The sequence below is a fragment of the Scandinavium sp. genome (assembly GCF_051650185.1).
Classification (GTDB): domain Bacteria; phylum Pseudomonadota; class Gammaproteobacteria; order Enterobacterales; family Enterobacteriaceae; genus Scandinavium.
Map to the genome: position 1 here is coordinate 1 of NZ_JBOFIN010000042.1, position 24854 is coordinate 24854.

The following is a 24854-nucleotide window of genomic DNA, read 5'->3' on the forward strand; positions in this document are numbered from 1 at the left end:
TAATGGCTATCGAAATCAACGTACCGGACATCGGGGCTGATGAAGTTGAAATCACCGAGATCCTGGTCAAAGTGGGCGACAAAGTTGAAGCTGAACAGTCGCTGATCACCGTAGAAGGCGACAAAGCCTCTATGGAAGTCCCGTCTCCACAGGCTGGCATCGTCAAAGAGATCAAAGTCTCTGTCGGTGACAAAACCGAGACTGGCAAACTGATCATGATTTTCGATTCCGCCGACGGTGCTGCTGCAGCACCTGCTCAGGCAGAAGCGAAGAAAGAAGCCGCTCCGGCCGCTGCACCAGCAGCCGCGGCAGCGAAAGAAGTGAACGTCCCGGACATCGGCGGTGATGAAGTTGAAGTCACTGAGATCATGGTAAAAGTGGGCGACACCGTTGCCGAAGAACAGTCTCTGATCACCGTAGAAGGCGACAAAGCTTCTATGGAAGTGCCAGCGCCGTTCGCGGGCGTGGTGAAAGAGATCAAAATCAACACCGGTGACAAAGTCTCTACCGGCTCCCTGATTATGGTCTTCGAAGTGGCGGGTGCTGCACCGGCTGCCGCTCCGGCTCAGGCCGCGGCTCCAGCTCCAGCCGCTGCACCAGCAGCTTCTGGCGCGAAAGACGTTAACGTACCGGACATCGGCGGTGACGAAGTTGAAGTCACTGAAGTGATGGTGAAAGTGGGCGACAAAGTTGCCGCTGAGCAGTCACTGATCACCGTAGAAGGCGACAAAGCTTCTATGGAAGTACCCGCGCCGTTCGCAGGTACCGTGAAAGAAATCAAAATCAGCACTGGCGACAAAGTGTCTACCGGCTCCCTGATTATGGTGTTTGAAGTGGAAGGCGCTGCGCCTGCCGCGGCTCCGACTGCTGCACCAGCGGCCGCTGCTCCGGCACCGGCTCAGGCGGCTAAACCGGCTGCTGCTCCTGCTGCGAAAGCAGAAGGTAAATCTGAGTTTGCTGAGAACGACGCTTACGTTCACGCGACTCCGCTGATTCGTCGCCTGGCGCGCGAATTTGGCGTAAACCTGGCGAAAGTGAAAGGGACTGGCCGTAAAGGTCGTATCCTGCGCGAAGACGTTCAGGCTTACGTGAAAGACGCGGTGAAACGCGCTGAGTCTGCACCAGCAGCGGCAACCGGCGGTGGTCTGCCAGGTATGCTGCCATGGCCGAAAGTGGACTTCAGCAAGTTCGGCGAAATCGAAGAAGTGGAAATGGGCCGCATCCAGAAAATTTCTGGGGCTAACCTGAGCCGTAACTGGGTGATGATCCCGCACGTTACGCACTTCGACAAAACCGATATCACCGATCTGGAAGCGTTCCGTAAACAGCAGAACGACGAAGCCGCTAAGCGCAAACTGGACGTGAAATTCACCCCAGTGGTCTTCATCATGAAAGCCGTTGCCGCAGCACTCGAGCAGATGCCTCGCTTCAACAGCTCCCTGTCCGAAGACGGCCAGAAGCTGACGCTGAAGAAATACATCAATATCGGTGTGGCGGTTGATACCCCGAATGGTCTGGTGGTTCCGGTCTTCAAAGACGTGAACAAGAAGAGCATCACCGAGCTGTCTCGCGAGCTGATGGCTATCTCTAAGAAAGCCCGTGACGGCAAGCTGACCGCTGGCGAAATGCAGGGCGGCTGCTTCACTATCTCAAGCCTCGGCGGGATCGGGACAACTCACTTCGCGCCAATCGTTAACGCGCCAGAAGTGGCTATCCTCGGTGTCTCCAAGTCTGCGATGGAGCCAGTGTGGAACGGGAAAGAGTTCACCCCGCGTCTGATGATGCCGATGTCTCTCTCCTTCGACCACCGCGTGATCGATGGTGCTGATGGTGCTCGCTTCATTACCATCATCAACAACATGTTGAGCGACATTCGCCGTCTGGTGATGTAAGCGAAAAAGCCGGCCAATCGGCCGGCTTTTTTCTGGTAATCTCATGAGGTTTGTGAGGTTATTCGATCAAAGTCAAATCGTGAGCCGTTTGTTGTTTCAAAATTGTTAACAATTTTGTAAAATACGGGCGGATAGAACGTCCCGGTGGATGATGGGCGATAAGACCAGGGATCACCGGATAGAAAAACATAGAGGTCATGATGAGTACTGAAATCAAAACTCAAGTCGTGGTACTTGGGGCAGGCCCGGCAGGCTACTCCGCTGCCTTCCGTTGCGCTGATTTAGGTCTGGAAACCGTCATCGTCGAACGTTACAGCACCCTCGGTGGTGTTTGTCTGAACGTCGGCTGTATCCCTTCTAAAGCGCTGCTGCACGTAGCCAAAGTTATCGAAGAAGCCAAAGCGCTGGCTGAACACGGTATCGTCTTCGGGGAGCCGAAAACCGATATCGACAAGATTCGTACCTGGAAAGAGAAAGTGATCACTCAGCTGACCGGCGGTCTGGCTGGTATGGCGAAAGGCCGTAAAGTGAAAGTGGTCAACGGTCTGGGTAAATTCACCGGGGCTAACACCCTGGAAGTGGAAGGCGAGAACGGCAAAACCGTGATCAACTTCGACAACGCGATCATCGCGGCGGGCTCCCGTCCGATCGAACTGCCATTTATTCCACATGAAGATCCACGCGTCTGGGATTCCACCGATGCGCTGGAGCTGAAAACCGTACCAAAACGCCTGCTGGTTATGGGTGGCGGTATCATCGGTCTGGAAATGGGTACCGTGTACCACGCGCTGGGTTCAGACATTGACGTGGTTGAAATGTTCGACCAGGTTATCCCGGCTGCCGATAAAGACGTGGTGAAAGTCTTCACCAAGCGCATCAGTAAGAAATTCAACCTGATGCTGGAAACCAAAGTGACTGCCGTTGAAGCGAAAGAAGACGGTATCTACGTTTCCATGGAAGGCAAAAAAGCCCCTGCAGAAGCGCAGCGTTATGACGCGGTGCTGGTGGCGATCGGCCGTGTGCCGAACGGTAAAAACCTCGACGCTGGCAAAGCAGGCGTGGAAGTGGATGACCGTGGCTTTATCCGCGTTGACAAGCAGCTGCGCACTAACGTGCCGCACATCTTTGCTATCGGCGATATCGTCGGTCAGCCAATGCTTGCGCACAAAGGTGTTCACGAAGGTCACGTTGCCGCAGAAGTTATCGCCGGCATGAAGCACTACTTCGATCCGAAAGTGATCCCATCCATTGCGTACACTGAGCCAGAAGTTGCATGGGTTGGTCTGACTGAGAAAGAAGCGAAAGAAAAAGGCATCAGCTACGAAACCGCCACCTTCCCGTGGGCTGCTTCTGGCCGTGCTATCGCTTCTGACTGCGCTGACGGTATGACCAAACTGATTTTCGACAAAGAAACTCACCGTGTTATCGGTGGCGCGATTGTCGGCACCAACGGCGGCGAGCTGCTGGGTGAAATCGGTCTGGCTATCGAGATGGGCTGTGATGCAGAAGACATCGCGCTGACCATCCACGCTCACCCGACTCTGCACGAGTCTGTGGGCCTGGCAGCCGAAGTGTTCGAAGGAAGCATCACCGACCTGCCGAACGCGAAAGCGAAAAAGAAATAAGATTTCATGATGTATCAAGCGGCCTTCGGGCCGCTTTTTTTATGCCTGCTCCTGCCAGTAATGATGCAACGAAGCGGTAAGTGATTTATTTAAAAACATTTCTCCGAAAATATCTGCAAACATCTGATCATTACTCTGAAAATAGTCACGCGCTAAACTTATTACGTAAAAACCCTAAGTGAGGTGCATCATGAAAACATTTCTGACTACAGCAGTACTGGCCACCACCCTGGTTTCTGGCTTCGCACTAGCCGATGATCCGGTTATCCCATGGGCGGATAACAGCGGCGGTACGGAGACCACGCACATTGCGGCGGTGGGGCAAAACCTGAACGGGCTACACCAGAACATCACCAAAACCCAGGAAGGCGTCTGGGCGGCGAACTCTGGCAGTATCAAAGCAGATGAAGAAGTGTTGTCGCCAGCACACCCTGAAGCGGGTGCGGTTTCACCGACAAACTGACAGACAAAAGAAGCCGGATGGCGCTGCGCTTATCCGGCCTACAGGTTTCTGCCAATGGTTTTGCAGGCCTGGTAAGCGTAGCGCCACCAGGCAATGAAGCAGGGCAGTGCTTAAAGCTTCACCTTATCCAGCGCAGCCTGAGCACAGGCTTCATCCAGATTGCCACCCGGCGCACCGCCGATACCGATGGCACCGATCACGTCGTTACCGTCTTTCACCGGCAAGCCACCTGCCAGCAGCAGCAGACCTGGAATATCCTTCAGGTTTTGTGCGCCCGCGTTACTTTGCGCGGCTTCCATCACTTTACCGCTGGCATTCTTCATGCTGAGCGCGGTGAAGGCTTTCATCTCACTGGCTTTCACGGTATGCGGGCCTGCATTGTCGGTACGCTGTACGGCTTTAACCACGCCAGCGCGATCAACGACGGTCACGGAAACCTGATAGTTTTTCGCCAGGCACGCTTTGATGGCTTCCTGTGCCAGGCTGTTGGCCTGAGTCAGAGAAAGATTTTTTTGGCTTAATGATTCAGCGCTGGCGGTTGCGGTTGCGAAACCTGCCAGCAGGGCTGCGGAAATGAGTAATTTTTTCATGCTGAACGTCCTCTTTGTCGTCTGTAAGAGGATGCTAACAGGACGACAAAAGAAGCGTAATTCGGGTGAATACGCAGCTCACCTGGTAATTATACGTAGTTCAGCTTGTCGTATTCGCGAATAGCCTGCACCAGACTGCTGACGTCAAGCTTGTTAAAAATCGCGGCGCGGTGGGCTTCCACGGTGCGGGTCGACAAATCCAGACGTGTCGCCACTTCTTTGTTGCTGGCTCCGGTCATGAGCTCCTTCAGCACTTCTGTTTCCCGCGCGGTCAGTTGAGCAAAACGCTGCCTGGCTTCGATATGCTCCTGCCATTTGCGGTGTCGGGTTTCACTTTCGGCAAAAGCGGCGTGCACGGTGTCAATCAGCAGGTCGGCATCCAGCGGCTTAGTGAAAAACTCAAACACGCCGTGACGAAAGGCGCGGCGGCAGGCATCGACAGAGCCGTGCCCGGTCATCATCACCACCGGCAGCAGCGGGTGTGAGGCGCTGTTTTTCTCAAACCAGCTGAGGCCACTTTCCCCCGGCATCCTCATGTCCAGCAGCAGACAGCCCGTAATACAGGCCTCCGTTGGGATGGCAGACGCGAAGGCATCCACCGAATCGAAGCATTTCACCGGCCAGTTGAGGGTGGAAAACAGAAAGGTGAGGGATTCCCGAATCGACTCGTCGTCGTCCACGATGTAGATAATCTTTTCCATCTCAGTTCTCTTTGATAAACCACAGGCTGATTTCGGCGCCACCCTGCGGCGAGTTAGCCAGTTGTAGCGTGCCGTTCATTTTAGTCATTAGCGATTCCGTTAGCGTCAGCCCCAGACCCAGCCCGCCGGGTCTTTCGCTGAACAGCGGCATCAGCGCGTGCTTAAGGGCTTGTGCGCTAAATCCGGGGCCGCCATCTGTGATGATGACTTTCACCCGATCGTCGACAGATTCGCTGCGAATATGCACCCAGCCGTGTGCATTGTCCTGCTGAACCTGAATGGCATTGCTGAGCAAATTATGCAGCACTTGCTCAAGCCACAGTTTGTCGGCCTGAATCTGTACGTCGGCCAGTTCGTGAGTGATGCGGATTTGCTTCGACCCCGGCTCATGTTCAAGCAAATTGCTTACCCGTTGCCAGCTTTGCGCGAGGCTGACTTTCGTCATCGCCACTTCTTCCTGGGTCAGGTGAGCGCGAAAACGGGTCAGCAGCTCGCTGATTCGCTGCGTCTGTGTCAACGCCGAGCGCATCGCATGCAGCGCTTCTTCGTGATGTCCGTTGGTGAGCTGACGCATGCCACCCTGCAGCCACATCTGAGTCGCGGTTAAAGGCTGATTGATTTCATGCACCACGCCCGCGCTCATTTCGCCCAGCGTGTTCAGCCTGGCATGCTGATAGTAATCCGCCCGCTGGCGATCGCTGCGTTGTTGTCTGCGACCCCACAACAGCAGGCCGCCCATCCCGACGAAAATCGCCCAGCCTGCGGCGATCAGCAAATGGGGCAGAAGTGAAAATTCCCTCCATTCCGGGTTTGCTCCAGCGCTGAGGGTGAAAGGCTGAAAATGCTGCGGGAACTGGCGTGTCCATTGCCAGCGGTAGGCGGAGGAAAGCGGCACATCGTTTTGTGTTAACTGCACGCTGGCGAAGTGAGAAGAGGAGCGCAGCAGCGGCTCAAGATCTATCTGCACCCGAATCTGTTTGTAGGGGTTATAGAGCCAATAATGCTCTGCGGAGAACTGCTCAACGCGCGGGGCATCCAGCGGGCGATTGTGGGTTTTCTCCAGCGCCTGAATCTGGGGGAATTTCTGTTGCAACAGCGTCAGGTCTTCATCGCCAGTGAGGATGGGGATCACCGACTCATTCTGCGTGAGCGCCGTGCTGACGGTACTGAATAACAGCGTATAAGCACGATCAAACTGCCAGTACTGGCGGCGGATTTGCTCGGCGTAAAGCAGGGCGCTGCAAAGCACGCTGGCGCTGAGCCAGATAATCACACTTCGCAGAATAAATGCGCGTTTTGTTGTCATTCAGCCTCCCTGATCCGCCGTTCGTTGAACAGTAGTATCACAGAGGAGCAGGGAGGGCGTCAGCAGGAAGTTTTTGGGGAGGGAGATCGTATTACGCCCGGCGGCACTTCGTTTGCCGGGCCTGCGTGAGAGTTGTAGGCCCGGCAAACGAAGTGTCGCCGGGCAATACGGGGTTCACTGAAAGGATTACTGGCTAATTTCCTGCCACGGGTCTTTCGGGGAAAAGGCTTTGACTTCCTTCGCTTTTCGGGCTGACAGCTCGCCGAGATTGGCCTGCCAGACCTTGTCATTCTGGTCGATCATAAAGCTCATGATCCCGGTTTCGCCGTATTTCACCGGCCAGGCAATCAGGGCAAAGCCCTCTTTTTTCGCGTCCGGGATGATGTGGAACTGATAACCGTGATATCCCATCCCCGGCACTGCTGGGCTGAAGGCTGGCCCTAACGGGCTTGGCTCATCGCCGGGCTGAGTGGGCCAGTACAGGCCATCTTTTTTGCCTTCGCTGCTCAGCAGTCTGGCGGCGTAGACCTGGAAGCGCTGGTAATAGTCTTCCTGCGCATCGACATAGGCATGCATCGCCTGAATGGCTGACAGCTCATTACGGCCAATCTCGCGGGTCTGAATTTCATCTTCAGCGCTCGCCATATCAAAATGCCAGCCCTCAGCGGTTTTCAGCATCGGGATGGGCAGTTGCCACTCACTGGCTCCTACATCCAGCCACGCAATATCGCCCTCACTGATGATTTTATGGCTTACTTTCCAGTCTCGCAGGAAACGGGCAACAGCTTCAGGATCGGCCCCTTCTGGCGGCAGATATTGCTGCCAGTTATCGCCCAACAGCTCGTTCATGGCGGTTTCGTTATGCGTGGAGATGGCGTCGACCAGCGCCGTGGCGGCTTTGTCCGGCGTGTCAAAGTGCTGCTGCGGATAGGCGGGCAGGGTGAACAGGGCGAGCAGACCGGCGATCGTTATTTTTTTCATGGCTTCTCCTTAGCGATGACGCAGTTCGCGATGTTGAGAACCACGTTCGATCTGTGGTCGGCTGTGGGTCTGGGACAGGTTGCGGCTTTGGGTGCCGCGCTGGCGCTGGGCCTCCCAGGATGGCGAGCGGCTGTCATTGCCGCTCAGGGCATTGGCTCGCACGTTCTGCACCTGCTGTTGGCGCTGCTGATGCTGCGCGGGTGTCACGGAGGCGTGATGTTCTTTCGCCTGATCGCGGCGTTGCTGTTGCTGGGCGGTTGGGTTCTGCACATGAGATTTGGCAGTGTCCCGCCGCTGTTGCTGCTGCGCCGTTGGGTTTTTTACTTTCTCTTTGGCGGCGGTACCGTCATAGCCGCGGTAGTTGTTGCGCTGAGTCACTTTATCCAACTGGTGCGAGGCGTTGTTGCGCTGGGCATCGCGCGTGCCGCCGGTCGCCGCTCTGCCAGCTACAACAGACTTCGCCGCGCCGTTATGCGTGCTTTTCTGGAACTGGTTCAGGGCCGCATCACGCTGGTTATCCCGGTTGACTGGCGCGTGCTGTGTTGCGCTCAGGCCGCCCGCCACATTGGTCTGATGGAAGCGCTGCGCCACATTGTTGTTCGGGTACGGCACGTTACTGCGGAACGTCGGGTTGTGCTGCCAGTTCACGTTGTTGCCCGTCAGATGCTGCCCGGTAATGTGGTTGAAATTATTCACGTTAATGTTGATGTTGTTATTCCCGCCGCCGTGCCAGCCGCCGTGATCCCAGTCGTCATCATGGTGGTAATAATCGTCATGGCCCCAGTCGATGCTGCTGAACAGCGCCCATGTCGTTGCCACCCCGAGGCTGTAGCCGAAGCCGTTCACGAAACTGTTGGTGAACTGCTGGCCCGGGGTGGGCGGTAAATAGACTGGCGGATACGAGGTGTTCGGCCAGGTACCGTACACCGTATTCGGGTTATAGGTTGGAACATAGACCACGTTCGGATCGGCAGACTCAATCTTGATGACTTGTGTCGTCGGGGCTGGCGTGGTTGTTGTGGTGGTGGTGGTTGTCGTGCCAGATGTCGGTGGTGGCGGTGCAGCCACTTTGGTGGTGGTAACTTTTTGCTGCGGCGAGGATTTCAGGGTGCCGGTTTGCTGAGCGATGTTACGCAGCTTCTGCACTTCATCCATGACATCCTGTGGCTGCGCCAGAAACGCATTGCCTAAATCCTGCACCCACTGCGGGTTCTCACCCATTAAGGACAGCAGCGCCGGGAAGGCGACCAGCGATTTCACGCTTGGGTCCCACGGTTGATTCGCCACGGCCTGCACGGCGGCATCGCCCTGCATCGAAGGGTTATCCTGCGACCATTGGACGGCTTGCAGCACGTTGCTCGGGTAAGTGGAAGCCATCAACACCTGCGACAGCAGATTGTCAGGGTAGAGCGCAATCGGCGCGACCCACTGATCGATTTGTGCATCGGTATAAGTCGGGGCCGCAGCGGGCTGTGCCGCGACGGGAGCCGCTGGCTGAGCGGGGGCCGCCGGTTGTGCGACGACAGGAGCAGGCTGCGGAGGCGCATCTGCCGCACGGCTCTGGACATACAGAGTTCCCGATGCGGCGAGCAACCCAGCGCTGCAAATCAGCGCAAGAATATGGGGCTTGAAGGGCAACGTCATTGTGGTCTCCTGGCGCAAAAATTTGGCCTGATTCAGAGAGTATTGCCGAAAATAGCAATGATGACGGGAGTATAGGGGGACTTATTTTTCATTTTTGACTTTAGTTGGGATCGCGGCGGGAAGTCTGTAAGCAGATAAGATTTTTATGTTTATAAAAAACCTTTCAACCCGCTTTATTCTGACCTTAACGATTCAGCAAAATTTTAATGTTGCTTTTTTGTAAACAGATTAACACCCCCTGCAAATCCTGCTATGCTGCCCGTCGCGGTATCGGGCATTTACCCTACAAACTGCTGTCTCACAGGAGCGTGAAGAGAACGCCGGCCGCATATGACAATGAGAGTGAGGAGATACCGTCGTGCTAGAAGAATACCGTAAGCACGTAGCTGAACGTGCCGCCGAGGGAATTGTTGCAAAACCAATAGACGCAACCCAAATGGCCGCACTCGTCGAGCTGCTGAAAGCCCCGCCTGCTGGCGAAGAAGAATTCCTGTTAGACCTTTTAATCAACCGTGTCCCGCCAGGCGTCGATGAAGCCGCCTATGTGAAAGCCGGATTCCTTGCTGCTGTCGCCAAAGGCGAAGCCACTTCCCCTCTGGTGACCCCTGAAAAAGCAATCGAACTGCTGGGCACCATGCAGGGTGGTTACAATATCCATCCTCTGATTGACGCGCTGGACAGCGCTACGCTGGCCCCGATTGCCGCGAAAGCCCTGTCTCACACGCTGCTGATGTTCGACAACTTCTACGATGTGGAAGAAAAAGCCAAAGCGGGCAACAGCTACGCGAAACAGGTTATGCAGTCCTGGGCCGATGCCGAATGGTTCCAGAGCCGTCCAGCCCTGGCAGAGAAAATCACCGTCACCGTCTTTAAAGTGACGGGCGAAACCAACACCGATGACCTCTCTCCGGCGCCGGATGCCTGGTCTCGCCCGGATATCCCACTGCACGCGCTGGCGATGCTGAAAAACGCCCGTGAAGGGATTGAGCCCGATCAGCCAGGCGCTGTCGGCCCGATCAAGCAGATCGAAGCGTTGCAGAAAAAAGGCTTCCCTCTGGCCTACGTAGGTGATGTGGTCGGTACCGGTTCTTCCCGTAAATCCGCAACCAACTCCGTGCTGTGGTTCATGGGCGACGACATTCCACACGTGCCAAACAAGCGCGGTGGCGGCCTGTGCCTCGGTGGCAAAATTGCGCCAATCTTCTTCAACACTATGGAAGATGCGGGCGCGCTGCCAATCGAGGTGGACGTGAACAACCTGAACATGGGCGACGTGATTGACGTTTACCCGTTCAAGGGCGAAGTGCGCAACCACGAAACCAACGAACTGCTGGCAAGCTTCGAGCTGAAAACTGACGTGCTGATTGACGAAGTGCGCGCCGGTGGCCGTATTCCACTGATCATCGGCCGTGGCCTGACCACCAAAGCGCGTGAAGCGCTGGGTCTGCCGCACAGCGACGTATTCCGTCACGCGAAAGACGTTGCCGAAAGCAACCGTGGTTACTCCCTGGCACAGAAAATGGTTGGTCGCGCTTGCGGCGTAGCCGGTATTCGTCCGGGCGCGTACTGCGAGCCGAAGATGACTTCCGTCGGTTCTCAGGACACCACTGGCCCAATGACCCGTGATGAACTGAAAGATCTGGCGTGCCTGGGCTTCTCTGCCGATCTGGTGATGCAGTCTTTCTGTCACACCGCCGCTTATCCTAAGCCGGTTGACGTGACCACTCACCACACCCTGCCAGACTTCATCATGAACCGTGGCGGCGTATCGCTGCGTCCAGGTGACGGCGTCATCCACTCCTGGCTGAACCGTATGCTGCTGCCAGATACCGTAGGGACTGGTGGTGACTCCCACACCCGTTTCCCAATCGGTATCTCCTTCCCGGCTGGTTCTGGTCTGGTGGCGTTTGCTGCTGCGACAGGCGTTATGCCTCTTGATATGCCGGAATCCGTGCTGGTGCGCTTCAAAGGCAAAATGCAGCCGGGCATCACCCTGCGTGACCTCGTGCATGCGATCCCGCTGTATGCCATCAAACAGGGCCTTCTGACCGTTGAGAAGAAAGGCAAAAAGAACATCTTCTCTGGCCGCATTCTGGAGATTGAAGGTCTGCCGGATCTGAAAGTCGAGCAAGCCTTCGAACTGACGGATGCGTCTGCTGAGCGTTCAGCGGCGGGTTGTACCATCAAACTGAACCAGGCGCCGATTGAAGAGTACCTGAACTCCAACATCGTGCTGCTGAAGTGGATGATTGCGGAAGGCTACGGCGACCGTCGTACGCTGGAGCGTCGTATCCAGGGCATGGAAAAATGGCTGGCTGACCCGCAGCTGCTCGAAGCTGATGTTGACGCAGAATACGCGGCGGTGATCGACATCGATCTGGCGGATATCAAAGAGCCAATCCTGTGTGCGCCAAACGATCCGGACGACGCTCGTCTGCTGTCTGACGTACAGGGCGACAAGATTGACGAAGTGTTCATCGGTTCCTGCATGACCAACATCGGTCACTTCCGTGCCGCGGGTAAACTGCTGGATACGCACAAAGGCCAGTTGCCGACCCGTCTGTGGGTGGCACCGCCAACCCGTATGGATGCCGCACAGCTGACAGAAGAAGGTTATTACAGCGTCTTCGGTAAGAGCGGTGCGCGTATCGAGATCCCGGGCTGCTCCCTGTGCATGGGTAACCAGGCGCGCGTGGCAGATGGTGCGACAGTGGTGTCCACGTCAACCCGTAACTTCCCGAACCGTCTGGGTACCGGCGCAAACGTCTATCTGGCCTCTGCGGAGCTGGCGGCTGTTGCGGCGCTGATTGGCAAACTGCCAACGCCGGAAGAGTACCAAACGTTTATGGCGCAGGTTGATAAGACCGCGGTAGACACCTACCGTTATCTGAACTTCGACCAGCTTTCTCAGTACACCGAGAAAGCGGACGGCGTGATTTTCCAGACTGCCGTGTAAATGCTTTACCCCTCACCCTAACCCTCTCCCCAAAGGGGCGAGGGGATCGCTCTGAGCGATTTTCCCCCTCTCCCTTCCAGGGAGAGGGCCGGGTGAGGGTTTATTTTCCACTCCTGACACCCGTCCCGCTTTTTATCTCCCCTCTATCTGCGATAATTAAGCCAATGGCTTTGCAGAGGAAAAAACCATGGATTACGAATTTCTGCGCGACATCACCGGGGTGGTGAAAGTGCGTATGTCGATGGGCCACGAAGTGGTAGGGCACTGGTTTAACGAAGAAGTGAAAGAGAACCTCTCACTGCTCGACGAAGTGGAAGCCGCAGCGCAGGCCGTAAAAGGCACAGAGAACGCCTGGCAGCGAGCCGGGCACGAATATACGGTCTGGCTGGACGGGGAAGAGGTGATGGTGCGCGCCAACCAGCTGGAATTCTCCGGCGACGAAATGGAAGAGGGCATGAGCTATTACGATGAAGAGAGCCTGTCGATGTGCGGCGTAGAGGATTTTCTTCAGGTGGTGACGGCCTATCGCGCCTTTTTGCAGCAGAAGTAACTCTCGGGGAGCGTCCTTGCTCCCCTTTGCTTTACACGGCCGGCATATTGCGCCCGTAGTAGATTTCACGCATCTCTTTCCACAACAAATCCGTAATCGCCTTGCGCTCGCTTTCGCTCAGGTCTTCCGGTCTGGTGTGGAACATGTAGTGCTTCAGGTCGAACTCTTTCAGCAACATCTTGGTATGGAAGATATTTTCCTGATAGACGTTCACATCCACCATGTCATACAGCGCCTTCATGTCATCGGACATAAAGTTCTGAATTGAGTTAATTTCATGGTCGATGAAGTGCTTCATGCCGTTCACGTCGCGGGTGAAACCACGCACGCGATAATCGATGGTGACGATATCGGATTCCAGCTGGTGGATAAGGTAATTCAGCGCATTCAGCGGTGAAATAACCCCACAGGTCGAGACTTCGATGTCCGCGCGGAAGGTGCACAGACCGCCTTCAGGATGGCTTTCCGGATAGGTATGAACGCAGATATGGCTTTTATCGAGATGGGCGACGACCGCTTCCGGCAGCGGGCCTGGGTGCTCGGTGGTGTCGATAAGTTTCGGGTCAACCGGCTCTTCGCTCACCAGAATGGTGACGCTGGCTCCCTGTGGCTCGTAGTCCTGGCGGGCGATATTAAGAATATTGGCGCCGATAATCGAGCAGGTCTCTGAGAGGATCTCAGTCAGGCGGTTGGCGTTATAGAGTTCATCGATATAGGCGATGTAGCCATCGCGCTCCTCTGCCGTTTTCACATAGCAGATATCGTAAATACAAAAACTCAGGCTTTTGGTCAGGTTGTTAAAGCCATGCAGTTTCAGCTTTTTCAATTTGGTTCACCCCCTCAGTTGGACAAGGCGTCCTGTAAGTATTGTGGTAAAGCAAAAGCCGCGGTGTGAATCGCTGGATTGTAGTAACGACAGTTCAGGCCAGCCTGATGGAATCGCGCCTGAATGATTTCGGTCGAGAGGTGACGCAAGGCTTCGTTGTCGGTGGCCCAGGCAAAGGTCATGATGCCGCCGTAGTAGGTCGGAATGGCTGCCTGATAGAAGCTAACGTCGCCAAAGTAATGGCTGAGCTTGCGGTGGCTGTCGAGCGCTTCATCCTGTTGCAGGAAGCACACGCCGTTTTGCGCGACGAAAATCCCGCCCGGGTTCAGGCAACGTTTGCAGCCTTCATAAAACGCTGAGGTGAACAGGCTTTCGCCTGGGCCAATTGGATCGGTGCAATCGGAAATGATGACGTCAAACGTTTGCGTCGTCTGGTTAACAAAATTGACGCCGTCGTCGATAACCAGAGTAAAGCGCGGATCGTCATAGCTTCCGGCGTTATGGTTTGGCAGGTACTGGCGACAGAACGAAACGACGCCGGCATCGATTTCCACCATGGTGATGGATTCGATGTTTTTGTGGCGCGTCACTTCACGCAGCATCGCGCCGTCGCCGCCGCCGATAATCAGCACCCGTTTCGCGTGGCCGTGAGCCAGCAGGGGAACGTGGGTCATCATCTCGTGATAGATAAACTCGTCGCGTTCGGTGGTTTGCACCACGCCGTCGAGCGCCATCACGCGCCCAAACTCCGCATTTTCGAAGATGATGAGATCCTGATGATCCGTCTTCTCGTGGTAGAGCACGTTTTCGACGGCAAAGTACTGACCAAACTGGTCGTGCAGCGTTTCATGCCACACTTTGTTATCGGTCATGGGTTGAACCCTCCTTCGTTAACACCCCGTCAAAATGGGCGCAACATCATAGCTAACAATGACCGTGGATGCACGGTCGTTATTTCAGCAAAGGTGAGTTCAGTGGGGCTTATTTGACGTAGGCAAGCAGGCTCAGGGAATCACGCGCCAGCGCTTTGCACTTTTTAGAAGTCGGGATGCGGATGCCACTGAGATCACGATAGCTGTCTTCGCCCAGCGCTTTCATGTTGAAGGTATCGTAGTTGCTGAGATCCCACTGATTTTGCTGAGCAAAAAAGACCAAAGCGCGACGAATTTGCTGGTTCGGTAAATTCTGGTAACCACAGTCGTTTTTCAGGAACACAAACACCGCCGTCAGATCGGCCATATCTTCGGCCTCGGATTCGCTCAACGCATAGCTATTAGAGGAAATTGCCAGCAAAGCGCCGAGTACCACTGTTCTGAAAAACGTCTTCATTTTAATTACCATTGCATCCACGAAATTCAACGTTAGCACACTTCTCAGGGCTGCGCAGGGCTTTATTAAGGGATTCTTCTTGACCTTCCGGTAAGGGCAGGGTTTAAGCTCATTTAATCGCCAGTTGTCAAAAGGGAGTGAAGATGCAACGTCGTGAATTTATCAAATTAGCCACCGCCGTCGGGGTCGCCAGCGCGTTACCGTTATGGAGCCGTAGCGTTCTGGCCGCCGAACGCCCACCTTTACCAATCCCCACTTTGCTCACCCCCGATGCCCGCAGTCGCATCTCGCTCACGGTGCAAAGCGGGAAGTCTCAATTTGGAACGAAAACCGCGACAACGTGGGGCTATAACGGCAACCTGCTGGGGCCTGCGTTGCAATTGCAACAGGGCAAGGCGGTGACGGTGGATATCCGTAATCAGCTTGCTGAAGAGACAACCGTTCACTGGCATGGGCTGGAAATCCCGGGCGAGGTGGACGGTGGCCCGCAGGGGATTATCAAGCCCGGCGCATCCAGAAGCGTGACGTTTACTCCCGGCCAGCAAGCCGCAACCTGCTGGTTCCATCCACATCAGCATGGCAAAACCGGGCATCAGGTGGCGATGGGGCTTGCCGGGCTGGTGCTGATTGAAGATCCGCAAATCCAGAAGCTGCTGCTGCCTAAGCAGTGGGGCATTGATGATGTGCCGGTGATTATTCAGGACAAACGCTTTACCGATGCGGGCGAAGTGGATTACCAGCTTGATATCATGACCGCCGCTGTCGGCTGGTTTGGGGACACCTTGCTGACCAACGGCGCGATTTACCCCCAGCATGCTGCACCAAAAGGCTGGCTGCGCCTGCGTTTGCTTAACGGCTGTAACGCTCGTTCGCTGAATCTGGCGGCCAGTGATAATCGTCCGCTGTATGTGATTGCCAGCGACGGCGGCCTGCTCGCCGAACCGGTGAAGCTGAATGAGCTGCCGATGCTGATGGGCGAACGTTTCGAAGTGCTGCTGGACATCAGCGACGGGAAAGCGTTCGATTTGGTAACGCTGCCGGTGAATCAGATGGGCATGGCGGTTGCGCCGTTTGATAAGCCTCATCCGGTGATGCGCATTCAGCCCGTGCAAATTTCGGCTTCGGCAACGCTGCCGGATATCCTCGCCACGCTGCCTGCACTGCCTTCTCTGGAAGGGCTCACGCAGCGCAAACTCCAGCTTTCGATGGACCCCATGCTCGACATGATGGGCATGCAGGCGCTGATGAAGAAGTACGGCAATCAGGCCATGGGCGGGATGGATCATGGCCAGATGATGGGCCACGGTGGAATGCAGATGGATCACGGCAATATGGGCCATATGAATCACGGCGGCAAAGGCTTTGATTTCCATAACGCCAACCGCATCAACGGCAAAGCCTTCGATATGGCGAACCCGATGTTTGCTGCCAGCCGCGGCCAGCTCGAACGCTGGACGATTTCAGGCGAAGGCGACATGATGCTGCACCCGTTCCACATCCACGGGACGCAGTTCCGTATTTTGTCCGAGAACGGCAAGCCGCCAGCGGCCCATCGCGCAGGCTGGAAAGATACGGTGAGAGTGGAGGGCGCGGTGAGTGAAGTGTTGGTGAAGTTTGACCACGAAGCATCGAAAGAGCACATGTATATGGCGCATTGCCATCTGTTAGAGCATGAAGATACGGGAATGATGCTCGGGTTTACGGTGTAAAAAAAGCCGGGTGGCGGCTAGCGCCTGACCCGGCCTACAGTTTTATTCCCTCTCCCTTGAGGGAGAGGGTTAGGGAGAGGGGGGAGAAACTGGCTGTGCGGCCTGATGCCCTCTCCCCCAGCCCCTCTCCCACGTGGAGAGGGGAGCATTTATGGCAAAGCGTAAGCCACAATATAGTCGCCCATCTTCGTACCAAACGAACCATGACCCCCCGCAGAAATGACCACGTACTGCTTGCCATTCACTTCATAGGTCATCGGCGTTGCCTGGCCCCCGGCTGGCAGACGGCCTTCCCACAGTTTGTCACCGTTGGTCATGTTGTAGGCACGCAGATAGTTATCCGCAGTTGCCGCAACAAACAGCACGTTACCGGCGGTGGAAATCGGGCCACCCAGCATTGGCATTCCCAGATTGAACGGCAGTGTAAACGGCATTGGGAACGGCAGGCTGTCCTGCGGCGTACCGATGCGTTTTTTCCATGCGATCTGGTTGGTTTTCAGATCCAGGGCAGAGATATAGCCCCAGCCCGGCTGTTTACACGGCAGGCCAAACGGAGACAGGAACGGGTTCAGCGTCACGCCAAATGGCACGCCGTACTGCGGCTGAATACCGGTTTCGGTGCCTGAACCTTTCGCGTCTTTAGGTGGCTCGATCGGGTTACCCGGGCCACGAGGGATCAGACGTGAAACGAACGGCAGGGCAATCGGGTTAGCGATAGCAACCTGACGGTTCGGATCGACGGAAATACCGCCCCACTCAAACATCCCCAGGTTACCCGGGAACACCAGCGTGCCTTGCTCTGACGGCGGAGTGAAGATGCCTTCATAGCGCAGCTGGTGGAACATCACGCGACAGACCAGCTGGTCGAACATCGTTGCGCCCCACATATCCGCCCCGCTGAGATCTTTCTTCGGACGGAAGCTCAGATCGGAGAATGGCTGCGTCGGGCTCAGACGGTCGCCTTTGGCCGGGCCTTGTGGCACGGGTTTTTCTGGTGCAGGAACCACCAGTTGACCATTACGACGGTCGAGGACAAAGATGTTGCCGGTTTTCGCCGGAGCGTAAATAACCGGGACAGTTTTGCCACCCACGTTGATATCAGCCAGCGTCGGCTGTGACGGCTGGTCCATATCCCACAGATCGTGGTGAACGGTCTGGTAGCTCCACGCCAGTTTCCCGGTGGTGGCATTCAGCGCCACAATCGCGCTCGCATAGCGTTCCTGCTCTGGCGTGCGGTTACCGCCCCAGATGTCTGGCGTGGTCACGCCCATTGGCAGATACACCAGATCCAGCTTCGCGTCATAGGCGGCAGGCGCCCACGAGTTCGGCGAGTTCAGGCTGAACTTGTGTTCGTCATTGGGGATTTCATTAGGATCTTTCGCGCCTGGGTCAAACGCCCACAGCAGTTTCCCGGTGTTAACGTCAAAACCACGAATCACGCCTGAGGCTTCACGGGTTGAGAAGTTATCCGTAACGGAACCCGCAATGACGATGGTTTTGTCAGTAATGATCGGCGGCGACGTCGGCTCGTACATGCCCGGCGTGGTTACTGGCTGATTGGTTTGCAGGTTCAGCACGCCTTTGTTGGCGAAGCTTTCACACAGCTTGCCGGTATCGGCATTCAGCGCAAACAGACGACCATCGTTCACCGGCAGCAGGATGCGGCGCGGGCAGTCGGCCACCACGTCAGCAGGCGCGGAATCCGCTTTTGCTTCGTGATAAGAGACGCCACGGCAGGTCACGTGCTGGAAGAAGGTGTTGGTGTTGAGCTGCGGATCGAAATGCCACTTCTCTTTCCCTGTCGCCGCGTCGAGCGCGAACACGCGCTGGTGAGCGGAGCATAGGTAAAGCATGTCGCCCACTTTAATCGGCGTCACTTCGTTGGTGATTTCACCCGGATCGTTCGGCTGCTTCAGGTCGCCGGTACGGAACACCCAGGCTTCTTTCAACTGGTGCACGTTATCGGCGTTGATTTGCTTCAGCGGCGACCAGCGTTGACCTTCCTGGTTACGGCCATAAGCCGGCCAGTCCTGATCGGCCACCTGAGAAATCGGCGCGGCAGGCGTCACGTCAGTGCTCAGCGTGCCGTTGATTTCCTGCGGATCGTGGAAGCCAGCCCAGGTGAGGATGCCGCCGGTAATCAGCAGGACCACCACCAGTGCCGCAACCGCGCCTGCAGAAGGCACAATCAGGCGACGCCAGACAAACGGCAGGATAAGCCAGATGCCGAAGAACACCAGAATGTCACTGCGCGGCGTCAGGGCCCAGAAGTCGAATCCGACTTCCCAGACGCCCCAAATCATGGTCGCCAGCAGCACCAGCGCGTAGAGCCAGAGCGCAGCACGCTTACCGCGCCACAGCATCGTGGTCACGGCCAGCATCACCAGCCCGGCGACAGGGTAGTACCAGGAGCCGCCCAGCGAGACGAGCCAGACTCCCCCGATCAGCAGATACAGCCCGCAAAAGGCTGCAAACAGCGCCGTCAGCTTCACCAGAAGCCCGGTCTGTTGTTGTTTTGTTTCCGCCATAGAAAGCACACCTTCTAAGTTGTTAATTTTTTAGTAGCAATTAATTATAGGATTTAACAAGTGTGATCGGAATCACAAAATGAGCTTTATTATCTCATTCACCGAAGAAATCGATTTGCTGGTATACTGCATGGCTTGCCGATCAATGCCGTAGACCCATGGTTACGGGGTTGAGAGATTTATCTCTGAAATCAGATGGTTAGTGAAATGAAACATACTGTTGAAGTGATGATCCCCGAAGCGGAGATCAAAGCGCGTATCGCCGAATTGGGCCGTGAAATTACCGCACGTTATCAGGACAGCGGCAGCGAAATGGTGCTGGTTGGCCTGCTGCGCGGCTCATTTATGTTTATGGCCGACCTGTGCCGTGAAGTGCACGTCTCCCATGAAGTCGATTTTATGACGGCGTCCAGCTACGGCAGCGGTATGTCGACCACTCGTGATGTCAAAATCCTCAAAGATCTCGATGAAGATATTCGCGGCAAAGATGTGTTGATCGTTGAAGACATCATCGATTCCGGCAACACCTTGTCCAAAGTGCGTGAAATCCTCAGCCTGCGCGAGCCGAAGTCTCTGGCGATTTGTACGCTGCTGGATAAGCCAACCCGCCGTGAAGTCGAGGTGCCGGTGGAATTCGTCGGCTTCTCCATTCCGGATGAGTTCGTTGTCGGCTACGGAATTGATTACGCTCAGCGTTATCGCCATCTGCCGTATGTCGGCAAAGTGGTGCTGCTGGACGAGTAACCGACACCCTGTGACGGGCGCTGTCTTTGAACAGCGCCATTACCCCATAATCATCCCTTTTCTTATTTTTTCTTGTTCTTTTCTGCCTTTATCTTTCCATTTCTTTCAATTTGCAAAGCCATCGCTCTCACAGAAACAAAATAACCCAGTTTGTCGGCTGACTGGCACGAGGTAGGCTTTGAATCGAAAGAAATCATAACTCGTCGAAGTTTCATTTCATTACTCTGGATTTTGCTGTACCAGTAAAGAAGGAGTCTAAAATGAGCACCGATTATCAGGTTAGCCCTATTGATAAAGTTTCTCCCCGCACGCTAATAAGCTACACGCTGGGTGCCGCAGGCGATAATTTTATCTTTATTATGATTGTCACGTTTTTAATGATGTATTACACCGACTACGTTGGCCTGCCTGCACAAACGGTGGGAACCTTATTCTTAGTGACCCGAATTTGGGATACGGCTTCAGATCTTATCTGGGGCGTTTTAATCGATAATACGCATACGCGGTATGGCAAATTCAAACCCTACCTTATATTAGGGGCAACGGTGGGCAGTATTGCGCTCTTTGCCACTTTTTCCGTGCCAGATATTTCATTACAGGGAAAGGTTATTTACGCCTATATCACTTATTTTCTCTTAAGTACGGCGTACACCTGCTTTGATGTCCCTCTTTTTGCTTTAGCGACGGTGGTGACTAAAGATCCCCACCAGCGTAACCGTCTGGTCTTTACGACCCGTACCGGGGCGATGACAGGACAATGGATCGCCAGTCTGGTGACGATTCCGCTTCTGCTGATATTCGACAAAAACTGGTCGATGGTTGCGGGGGGTTATGCGTTTTTCTTTTTCGCCACGGCGATGCTCACCATTGTCAACGTGAAAGAGAATTATATTGCCGAGAACGAAGAGCGCCATGCCCCGTCTCTTTATCTTTGGCTGATAAAACATAATCACCCGCTGGTTGTTTTAATGGGATTCTGGATTTGCTTCAATTTTGTTATTTCAGCACGCGTGGGATTTGGCCTCTATTATTTTAAATATATTTTCCACAGTGAAACCGCAATGGCCACATTTTTGGGGATATCAACATTCGTCACCGTGCTTGGGGCGCTGTTTGCGACGGCATTTGTCCGAAGGCTGGGGAAGAAAAAACTGTGTATGGGGTCCGCGATATTATTAGGGGCTTCCTGCTGCTTGCTATGGTTTGTCACAGCGCTCCCCGTGTCGTGGGCAATTGCCCTGCACTGCATTCCCAATTTTTTCCTGGGCATCCTGGGCGTGACCCTGGGGGGCATGTTGCCGGATACCATCGAATACAACGAATGGAGGAATGGGAAGCGTGCCGAAGGCATGATTTTCTCGCTCAATATGTTTCAGCTTAAATTCTCTGGTGCCATTGGCGGAGCGCTGACTGGTTTTATTCTGGCGTGGGTGGGCTATGTGCCTAACGTTGAGCAAACCGCGATGGCGGCAGGCGGAATTAATCTGGCCTTTACTCTGTTGCCCGGAGCGCTGTTTATCGCCATGAGTTTTCTTCTTCTTCGCTATGAGCTTATAGAAAGCCATTGCGAAAAAATTGTCATGGAACTCAGAACCCGCGCGGCGGAATAAGCAGAGAGGGAAGGATAATGAAAGTTTATTCAGGGCTGCAAACTCGTGAAATCGCACTGCCGCTGGGTGGGATAGGAACCGGCTGCATTAGCCTTGCAGGTAATGGTCGACTCGTTGACTGGGAGATATTTAACCACCCGGATAAAGGCCGCAATAACGGCTACAGCCACTTTGCGGTGAAAGCCAGTAAGGAAGGACAGCTTATTGATGCGCGAGTGCTACAGGGGCCCATTCAGGAAAGGATGACGGGGAATTATCATCTCAGTAAGCGTTTAAAGAAGCTGCATGCCGGGTTTGGTTTTGGCCCGGATGGTGAAACGCTTGGCGGAATGCCACATTTTAAAGAGCATACGTTTACCGGGAATTACCCTTTTGGCGACGTTCAGTTTTCCGATCCCCATTTTCCGGGCAGCGTCAGCCTGCGTGGGTTCAACCCTTTTATTCCGGGCGATGATAAAAATTCCGGCATTCCGGCCGCATTTTTTGAAATAGAGATCAAAAACAGTACTCTCGATTCGCTCAATTACTGCGTTGCACTGTCGATGAATAACCCTCTGGCGCAAGGCAATACGCGCAACGCTTATCGTCAGGCGGCGGACGTGCATTACATTGATTTTAGCCAGCAAAGCTATTCCGCCAGCGATCCGCGGGCCGGGGAGATGTGCTTCGGCACGGACGCGGAGGATGTCAGCTGGCAGCAATGCTGGTACCGCGGAACCTGGTTCGACACGCTGTCCATCTTCTGGCGTGAGTTTCTTCAGCAGGAAAGGTTTCACGATCGTCACTATGCAGCACCGTCCGCAGATCATCATGACACCAGTACGCTGGCGGCACATATTTCGCTGGCGCCCGGTGAAAGCAAAAAAATCCGTTTTGTTATCAGCTGGTATTTTCCACGGAATTACAATTTTTGGCACCGCTGGTATGACAAACAGACGGAGGAGATCCTGCGCTATGAGGAGTATCGCGGTGAGGAAACCTGGAAAAATTACTATGCCACACAGTTTGAGGGCGCTGGCGAGGTGGTCGGATATGCGTTTCAGCACTGGCAACAACTGAGACAACTGAGCGAACGCTTTGCCGGCCAGCTTGAGCACTCAACGCTGCCTGAGGTCGTCAAAGAGGCTATCAGCGCAAACCTCTCGACGCTAAAAACACCCACCTGTCTGCGCCTGGAGAACGGGGCGTTTTACGGCTTTGAGGGTACGCTGGATAACATAGGCAGCTGTGAAGGTTCATGCCTCCATGTCTGGAATTACGCCTGTGCGCTCCCGTATCTTTTTCCACGCCTGGAACGCAGCATGCGCGATCTGAATCAGCAGTATAACCTGCGTCCAGACGGTAGCCTGGCATTCCGCTTGTTGTTGCCGCTCGGCCAGCAGCGGTTTGATTTTCGAGCCTGTGTGGACGGCCAGTACGGTGAGGTCATCAAGATTTATCGCGACTGGAAGATTGGTGGCGATAACGAGTGGCTACGGGGGAAATGGCCTGCGGTAAAAGCGATGATCGCCTTCGCCTGGCATCCTGACAATCTCGATAAATGGGATATCCACCGTACTGGCGTCATCACCGGGCGTCAACACCACACGCTGGATATGGAGCTGTTTGGCGCTAACAGTTGGCTTACCGGTTACTGGCTGGCGGCATTGAAATGTGCAGCCGAGATCGCCGCGTTTATGGGGGAGGCAGAGACGGAGCAGGAGTTCACTGCCCTTTTTACACAGGGAAAACGGTACTGCGACAGCGCACTGTTTAACGGTGAATATTATTGCCAGACTGGGGATCTTAAGCGGCGGGAAACCCTGGCACCCTATTATGTGGAAGCAGAGAAAACATGGAATCTGGATGAGGGGAATATCTATGACTTTTACTGGAACGAGGAAAAGCAGGAGATCAACTATCAGATAGGCAACGGATGTGCGATAGATCAGGTGATTGCCCAGTGGCATGCCAATCTTTGCGGTATGGGTGAAATTTTTGATAAAAGGCAGGTGCAAAGCGCGTTGTCCGCCATCTGGCGCTACAACTTTCAGTCTACAGACGAGCGCTGGAATCCTTGCCGGCTGTTTGCCGTGAACGGGGAGAAGGGCGTCGTGATTTGCGAGTGGCCGCAGAATGATAAGCCCTGGCTTGCCATTCCTTATGCGGAAGAGAATATGTGCGGTTTTGAATATCAGGTGGCGGCACATATGATCCAGGAAGGGATGATCCAACAAGGGGTTGAGATCGTGCGTGCAATCCGTGACCGATATGATGGCGCAAAACGAAATCCCTGGAACGAGATGGAGTGCGGCAGCCATTATGCGCGTTCCATGGCCAGCTATTCGCTGCTGCATGCCTTCAGCGGATTCACCTGTGACCTGTCACAGGGGCAGCTGGCGTTTCAGCCTGTTACCCCTGATGGAGAACAACGCTATTTTTGGGCCCTGGAGGGGGCATGGGGATACGTCGCATGGGATGAAAAAGCGGCAAGCTTGCACATTGAGTATGGACATCTTTCACTTCGGACTCTGACGCTGGCATGCTGGTCGGCTGCTCGCGACTGTGAAGTCCGGCTGAACGGAGTGGCAACGGATGCGACCCGGCAGCACATGACATGGACGATGGCTCTCAACTGACTGAGGGCGACACGCTGACATTCCATTCGTTGGGGAGATAAGATGGGACCCGGAGCGCGGCAGGCGCTCCGGGATTTTTTTATTTATGGTTAATGTGACGTGTGTGCAGGTTGGACAGCGCCATGCGATAGCCCTGTTCCAGGCTTTCACGGTTGGTGGCGCTGACGTTGAGATCGCGCAGCAGGCCGTCGTGAATGCCGTAAGCCCAGCCGTGGATATTCACTTTCTGTCCACGTTTCCACGCTGACTGCATAATGGTGGAGTGGCCGAGGTTGTAGACCTGTTCCATCACGTTCAGCTCGCACAGGGTGTCCATGCGGCGTTCCTGCGGCATTTCGCCCAGCAGAGAACTGTGTTTGAACCAGATATCACGGATGTGCAGCAGCCAGTTGTTGATAAGACCCAGCTCTGGGTTCTCTACCGCTGCCTGTACGCCACCGCAGCCATAGTGACCACAGATGATGATATGCTCGACTTCCAGCACATCTACCGCATACTGAACCACAGAAAGACAGTTCAAATCGGTATGAATGACCAGGTTGGCCACGTTACGGTGAACAAAGAGTTCGCCAGGTTCCAGACCCGTCAGGCGTTCAGCAGGGACGCGACTGTCGGAGCATCCAATCCATAGAAAGCGCGGTTTCTGCGCTTGCGCCAGTTTTTCAAAAAAACCGGGATCCTCTTCCACCAGCATTTTTGACCATAGTGCATTGTTGCTGATGAGTGTATCTATGTCTTTCATGGAGGTTAATGACCTGTAACCAAGTTAGTGCGTTGCGCTA

General features: G+C 54.8%; 19 protein-coding genes. 9 read left to right on the forward strand and 10 right to left on the reverse strand.

Going from position 1 to position 24854, the window contains the following annotated elements; translation table 11 throughout:
- Positions 1–2 precede the first annotated feature (2 nt).
- The 3 genes from aceF to ACRCWW_RS05305 all read left to right on the forward strand — a co-directional run bounded on the left by aceF (position 3) and on the right by ACRCWW_RS05305 (position 3980).
- Positions 3–1892 carry a pyruvate dehydrogenase complex dihydrolipoyllysine-residue acetyltransferase gene (gene aceF, locus ACRCWW_RS05295; protein ID WP_438681473.1) on the forward strand — a complete coding sequence of 630 codons (1890 nt, stop codon included), beginning with the start codon at positions 3–5 and terminating at the stop codon, positions 1890–1892.
- Positions 1893–2092: 200 nt separating this feature from the next.
- A complete protein-coding gene (gene lpdA / locus ACRCWW_RS05300; RefSeq protein ID WP_438681474.1) occupies positions 2093–3517 on the forward strand; it encodes a dihydrolipoyl dehydrogenase in 1425 nt (474 codons plus the stop codon).
- A 190-nt stretch (positions 3518–3707) separates the two neighbouring features.
- Positions 3708–3980, forward strand: coding sequence for a hypothetical protein (locus ACRCWW_RS05305; RefSeq protein ID WP_438681475.1), 273 nt, complete (start codon positions 3708–3710; stop codon positions 3978–3980).
- Positions 3981–4090: 110 nt separating this feature from the next.
- Here the strand turns inward: ACRCWW_RS05305 and ACRCWW_RS05310 are convergent, their stop codons facing one another.
- The 5 genes from ACRCWW_RS05310 to ACRCWW_RS05330 form a co-directional block, all read right to left on the reverse strand.
- Positions 4091–4570 carry a GlcG/HbpS family heme-binding protein gene (locus ACRCWW_RS05310; RefSeq protein ID WP_438681476.1) on the reverse strand — a complete coding sequence of 160 codons (480 nt, stop codon included), beginning with the start codon at positions 4568–4570 and terminating at the stop codon, positions 4091–4093.
- Positions 4571–4659: 89 nt separating this feature from the next.
- Entirely contained in the window at positions 4660–5271 is a 612-nt protein-coding gene (locus ACRCWW_RS05315; RefSeq protein WP_438681477.1) for a response regulator transcription factor, read from the reverse strand.
- A 1-nt stretch (position 5272) separates the two neighbouring features.
- Positions 5273–6577, reverse strand: coding sequence for a sensor histidine kinase (locus ACRCWW_RS05320; protein WP_438681478.1), 1305 nt, complete (start codon positions 6575–6577; stop codon positions 5273–5275).
- 186 nt (positions 6578–6763) lie between these two features.
- Positions 6764–7558, reverse strand: coding sequence for a DUF2950 family protein (locus ACRCWW_RS05325; protein WP_438681479.1), 795 nt, complete (start codon positions 7556–7558; stop codon positions 6764–6766).
- A gap of 9 nt (positions 7559–7567) precedes the next feature.
- Positions 7568–9202 carry a DUF3300 domain-containing protein gene (locus ACRCWW_RS05330; RefSeq protein ID WP_438681480.1) on the reverse strand — a complete coding sequence of 545 codons (1635 nt, stop codon included), beginning with the start codon at positions 9200–9202 and terminating at the stop codon, positions 7568–7570.
- Between the two features lie 358 nt (positions 9203–9560).
- Here ACRCWW_RS05330 and acnB point away from each other — a divergent pair, with 358 nt between their 5' ends.
- A complete protein-coding gene (gene acnB, locus ACRCWW_RS05335) occupies positions 9561–12158 on the forward strand; it encodes a bifunctional aconitate hydratase 2/2-methylisocitrate dehydratase (RefSeq protein ID WP_438681481.1) in 2598 nt (865 codons plus the stop codon).
- 187 nt (positions 12159–12345) lie between these two features.
- Positions 12346–12708 (forward strand): protein YacL, encoded by a 363-nt coding sequence (gene yacL, locus ACRCWW_RS05340; protein WP_438681482.1) that lies wholly within the window; start codon positions 12346–12348, stop codon positions 12706–12708.
- A 31-nt stretch (positions 12709–12739) separates the two neighbouring features.
- Here the strand turns inward: yacL and speD are convergent, their stop codons facing one another.
- The 3 genes from speD to ACRCWW_RS05355 all read right to left on the reverse strand — a co-directional run bounded on the left by speD (position 12740) and on the right by ACRCWW_RS05355 (position 14863).
- Positions 12740–13534, reverse strand: a complete 795-nt coding sequence (gene speD / locus ACRCWW_RS05345; protein ID WP_438681483.1) for an adenosylmethionine decarboxylase — start codon at positions 13532–13534, stop codon at positions 12740–12742.
- Positions 13535–13548: 14 nt separating this feature from the next.
- A complete protein-coding gene (gene speE, locus ACRCWW_RS05350) occupies positions 13549–14406 on the reverse strand; it encodes a polyamine aminopropyltransferase (RefSeq protein WP_438681484.1) in 858 nt (285 codons plus the stop codon).
- Between the two features lie 109 nt (positions 14407–14515).
- Complete coding sequence (locus ACRCWW_RS05355) at positions 14516–14863, reverse strand: YacC family pilotin-like protein (RefSeq protein WP_330984820.1); 348 nt, start codon at positions 14861–14863, stop codon at positions 14516–14518.
- 143 nt (positions 14864–15006) lie between these two features.
- On the opposite strand from ACRCWW_RS05355, the gene cueO reads away from it, so the two are divergent.
- Entirely contained in the window at positions 15007–16572 is a 1566-nt protein-coding gene (cueO, locus tag ACRCWW_RS05360) for a multicopper oxidase CueO (RefSeq protein WP_438681485.1), read from the forward strand.
- Between the two features lie 149 nt (positions 16573–16721).
- Here the strand turns inward: cueO and ACRCWW_RS05365 are convergent, their stop codons facing one another.
- Positions 16722–19100 carry a glucose/quinate/shikimate family membrane-bound PQQ-dependent dehydrogenase gene (locus tag ACRCWW_RS05365; protein ID WP_438681486.1) on the reverse strand — a complete coding sequence of 793 codons (2379 nt, stop codon included), beginning with the start codon at positions 19098–19100 and terminating at the stop codon, positions 16722–16724.
- Between the two features lie 207 nt (positions 19101–19307).
- On the opposite strand from ACRCWW_RS05365, the gene hpt reads away from it, so the two are divergent.
- The 3 genes from hpt to ACRCWW_RS05380 all read left to right on the forward strand — a co-directional run bounded on the left by hpt (position 19308) and on the right by ACRCWW_RS05380 (position 24072).
- Positions 19308–19844: a hypoxanthine phosphoribosyltransferase gene (hpt, locus tag ACRCWW_RS05370; RefSeq protein ID WP_438681487.1), complete on the forward strand. Its 537-nt coding sequence runs from the start codon at positions 19308–19310 to the stop codon at positions 19842–19844.
- A 260-nt stretch (positions 19845–20104) separates the two neighbouring features.
- Positions 20105–21454, forward strand: a complete 1350-nt coding sequence (locus tag ACRCWW_RS05375; RefSeq protein WP_438681488.1) for an MFS transporter — start codon at positions 20105–20107, stop codon at positions 21452–21454.
- A gap of 17 nt (positions 21455–21471) precedes the next feature.
- Positions 21472–24072, forward strand: coding sequence for a GH116 family glycosyl-hydrolase (locus tag ACRCWW_RS05380; RefSeq protein ID WP_438681489.1), 2601 nt, complete (start codon positions 21472–21474; stop codon positions 24070–24072).
- A 79-nt stretch (positions 24073–24151) separates the two neighbouring features.
- Here the strand turns inward: ACRCWW_RS05380 and can are convergent, their stop codons facing one another.
- Positions 24152–24814, reverse strand: coding sequence for a carbonate dehydratase (gene can / locus ACRCWW_RS05385; RefSeq protein WP_438681490.1), 663 nt, complete (start codon positions 24812–24814; stop codon positions 24152–24154).
- Positions 24815–24854 lie beyond the last annotated feature (40 nt).

Excerpts from the sequence above, each read along its gene's own strand:
- can (WP_438681490.1), bottom strand. The coding sequence starts at position 24,814 with ATGAAAGACATAGATACACTCATCAGCAACAATGCACTATGGTCAAAA.
- ACRCWW_RS05320 (WP_438681478.1), bottom strand. The coding sequence starts at position 6,577 with ATGACAACAAAACGCGCATTTATTCTGCGAAGTGTGATTATCTGGCTC.
- ACRCWW_RS05380 (WP_438681489.1), top strand. The coding sequence starts at position 21,472 with ATGAAAGTTTATTCAGGGCTGCAAACTCGTGAAATCGCACTGCCGCTG.
- ACRCWW_RS05365 (WP_438681486.1), bottom strand. The coding sequence starts at position 19,100 with ATGGCGGAAACAAAACAACAACAGACCGGGCTTCTGGTGAAGCTGACG.
- aceF (WP_438681473.1), top strand. The coding sequence starts at position 3 with ATGGCTATCGAAATCAACGTACCGGACATCGGGGCTGATGAAGTTGAA.
- ACRCWW_RS05310 (WP_438681476.1), bottom strand. The coding sequence starts at position 4,570 with ATGAAAAAATTACTCATTTCCGCAGCCCTGCTGGCAGGTTTCGCAACC.
- ACRCWW_RS05325 (WP_438681479.1), bottom strand. The coding sequence starts at position 7,558 with ATGAAAAAAATAACGATCGCCGGTCTGCTCGCCCTGTTCACCCTGCCC.
- hpt (WP_438681487.1), top strand. The coding sequence starts at position 19,308 with ATGAAACATACTGTTGAAGTGATGATCCCCGAAGCGGAGATCAAAGCG.
- ACRCWW_RS05355 (WP_330984820.1), bottom strand. The coding sequence starts at position 14,863 with ATGAAGACGTTTTTCAGAACAGTGGTACTCGGCGCTTTGCTGGCAATT.
- ACRCWW_RS05330 (WP_438681480.1), bottom strand. The coding sequence starts at position 9,202 with ATGACGTTGCCCTTCAAGCCCCATATTCTTGCGCTGATTTGCAGCGCT.
- ACRCWW_RS05315 (WP_438681477.1), bottom strand. The coding sequence starts at position 5,271 with ATGGAAAAGATTATCTACATCGTGGACGACGACGAGTCGATTCGGGAA.
- ACRCWW_RS05305 (WP_438681475.1), top strand. The coding sequence starts at position 3,708 with ATGAAAACATTTCTGACTACAGCAGTACTGGCCACCACCCTGGTTTCT.
- yacL (WP_438681482.1), top strand. The coding sequence starts at position 12,346 with ATGGATTACGAATTTCTGCGCGACATCACCGGGGTGGTGAAAGTGCGT.
- lpdA (WP_438681474.1), top strand. The coding sequence starts at position 2,093 with ATGAGTACTGAAATCAAAACTCAAGTCGTGGTACTTGGGGCAGGCCCG.
- speE (WP_438681484.1), bottom strand. The coding sequence starts at position 14,406 with ATGACCGATAACAAAGTGTGGCATGAAACGCTGCACGACCAGTTTGGT.
- ACRCWW_RS05375 (WP_438681488.1), top strand. The coding sequence starts at position 20,105 with ATGAGCACCGATTATCAGGTTAGCCCTATTGATAAAGTTTCTCCCCGC.
- cueO (WP_438681485.1), top strand. The coding sequence starts at position 15,007 with ATGCAACGTCGTGAATTTATCAAATTAGCCACCGCCGTCGGGGTCGCC.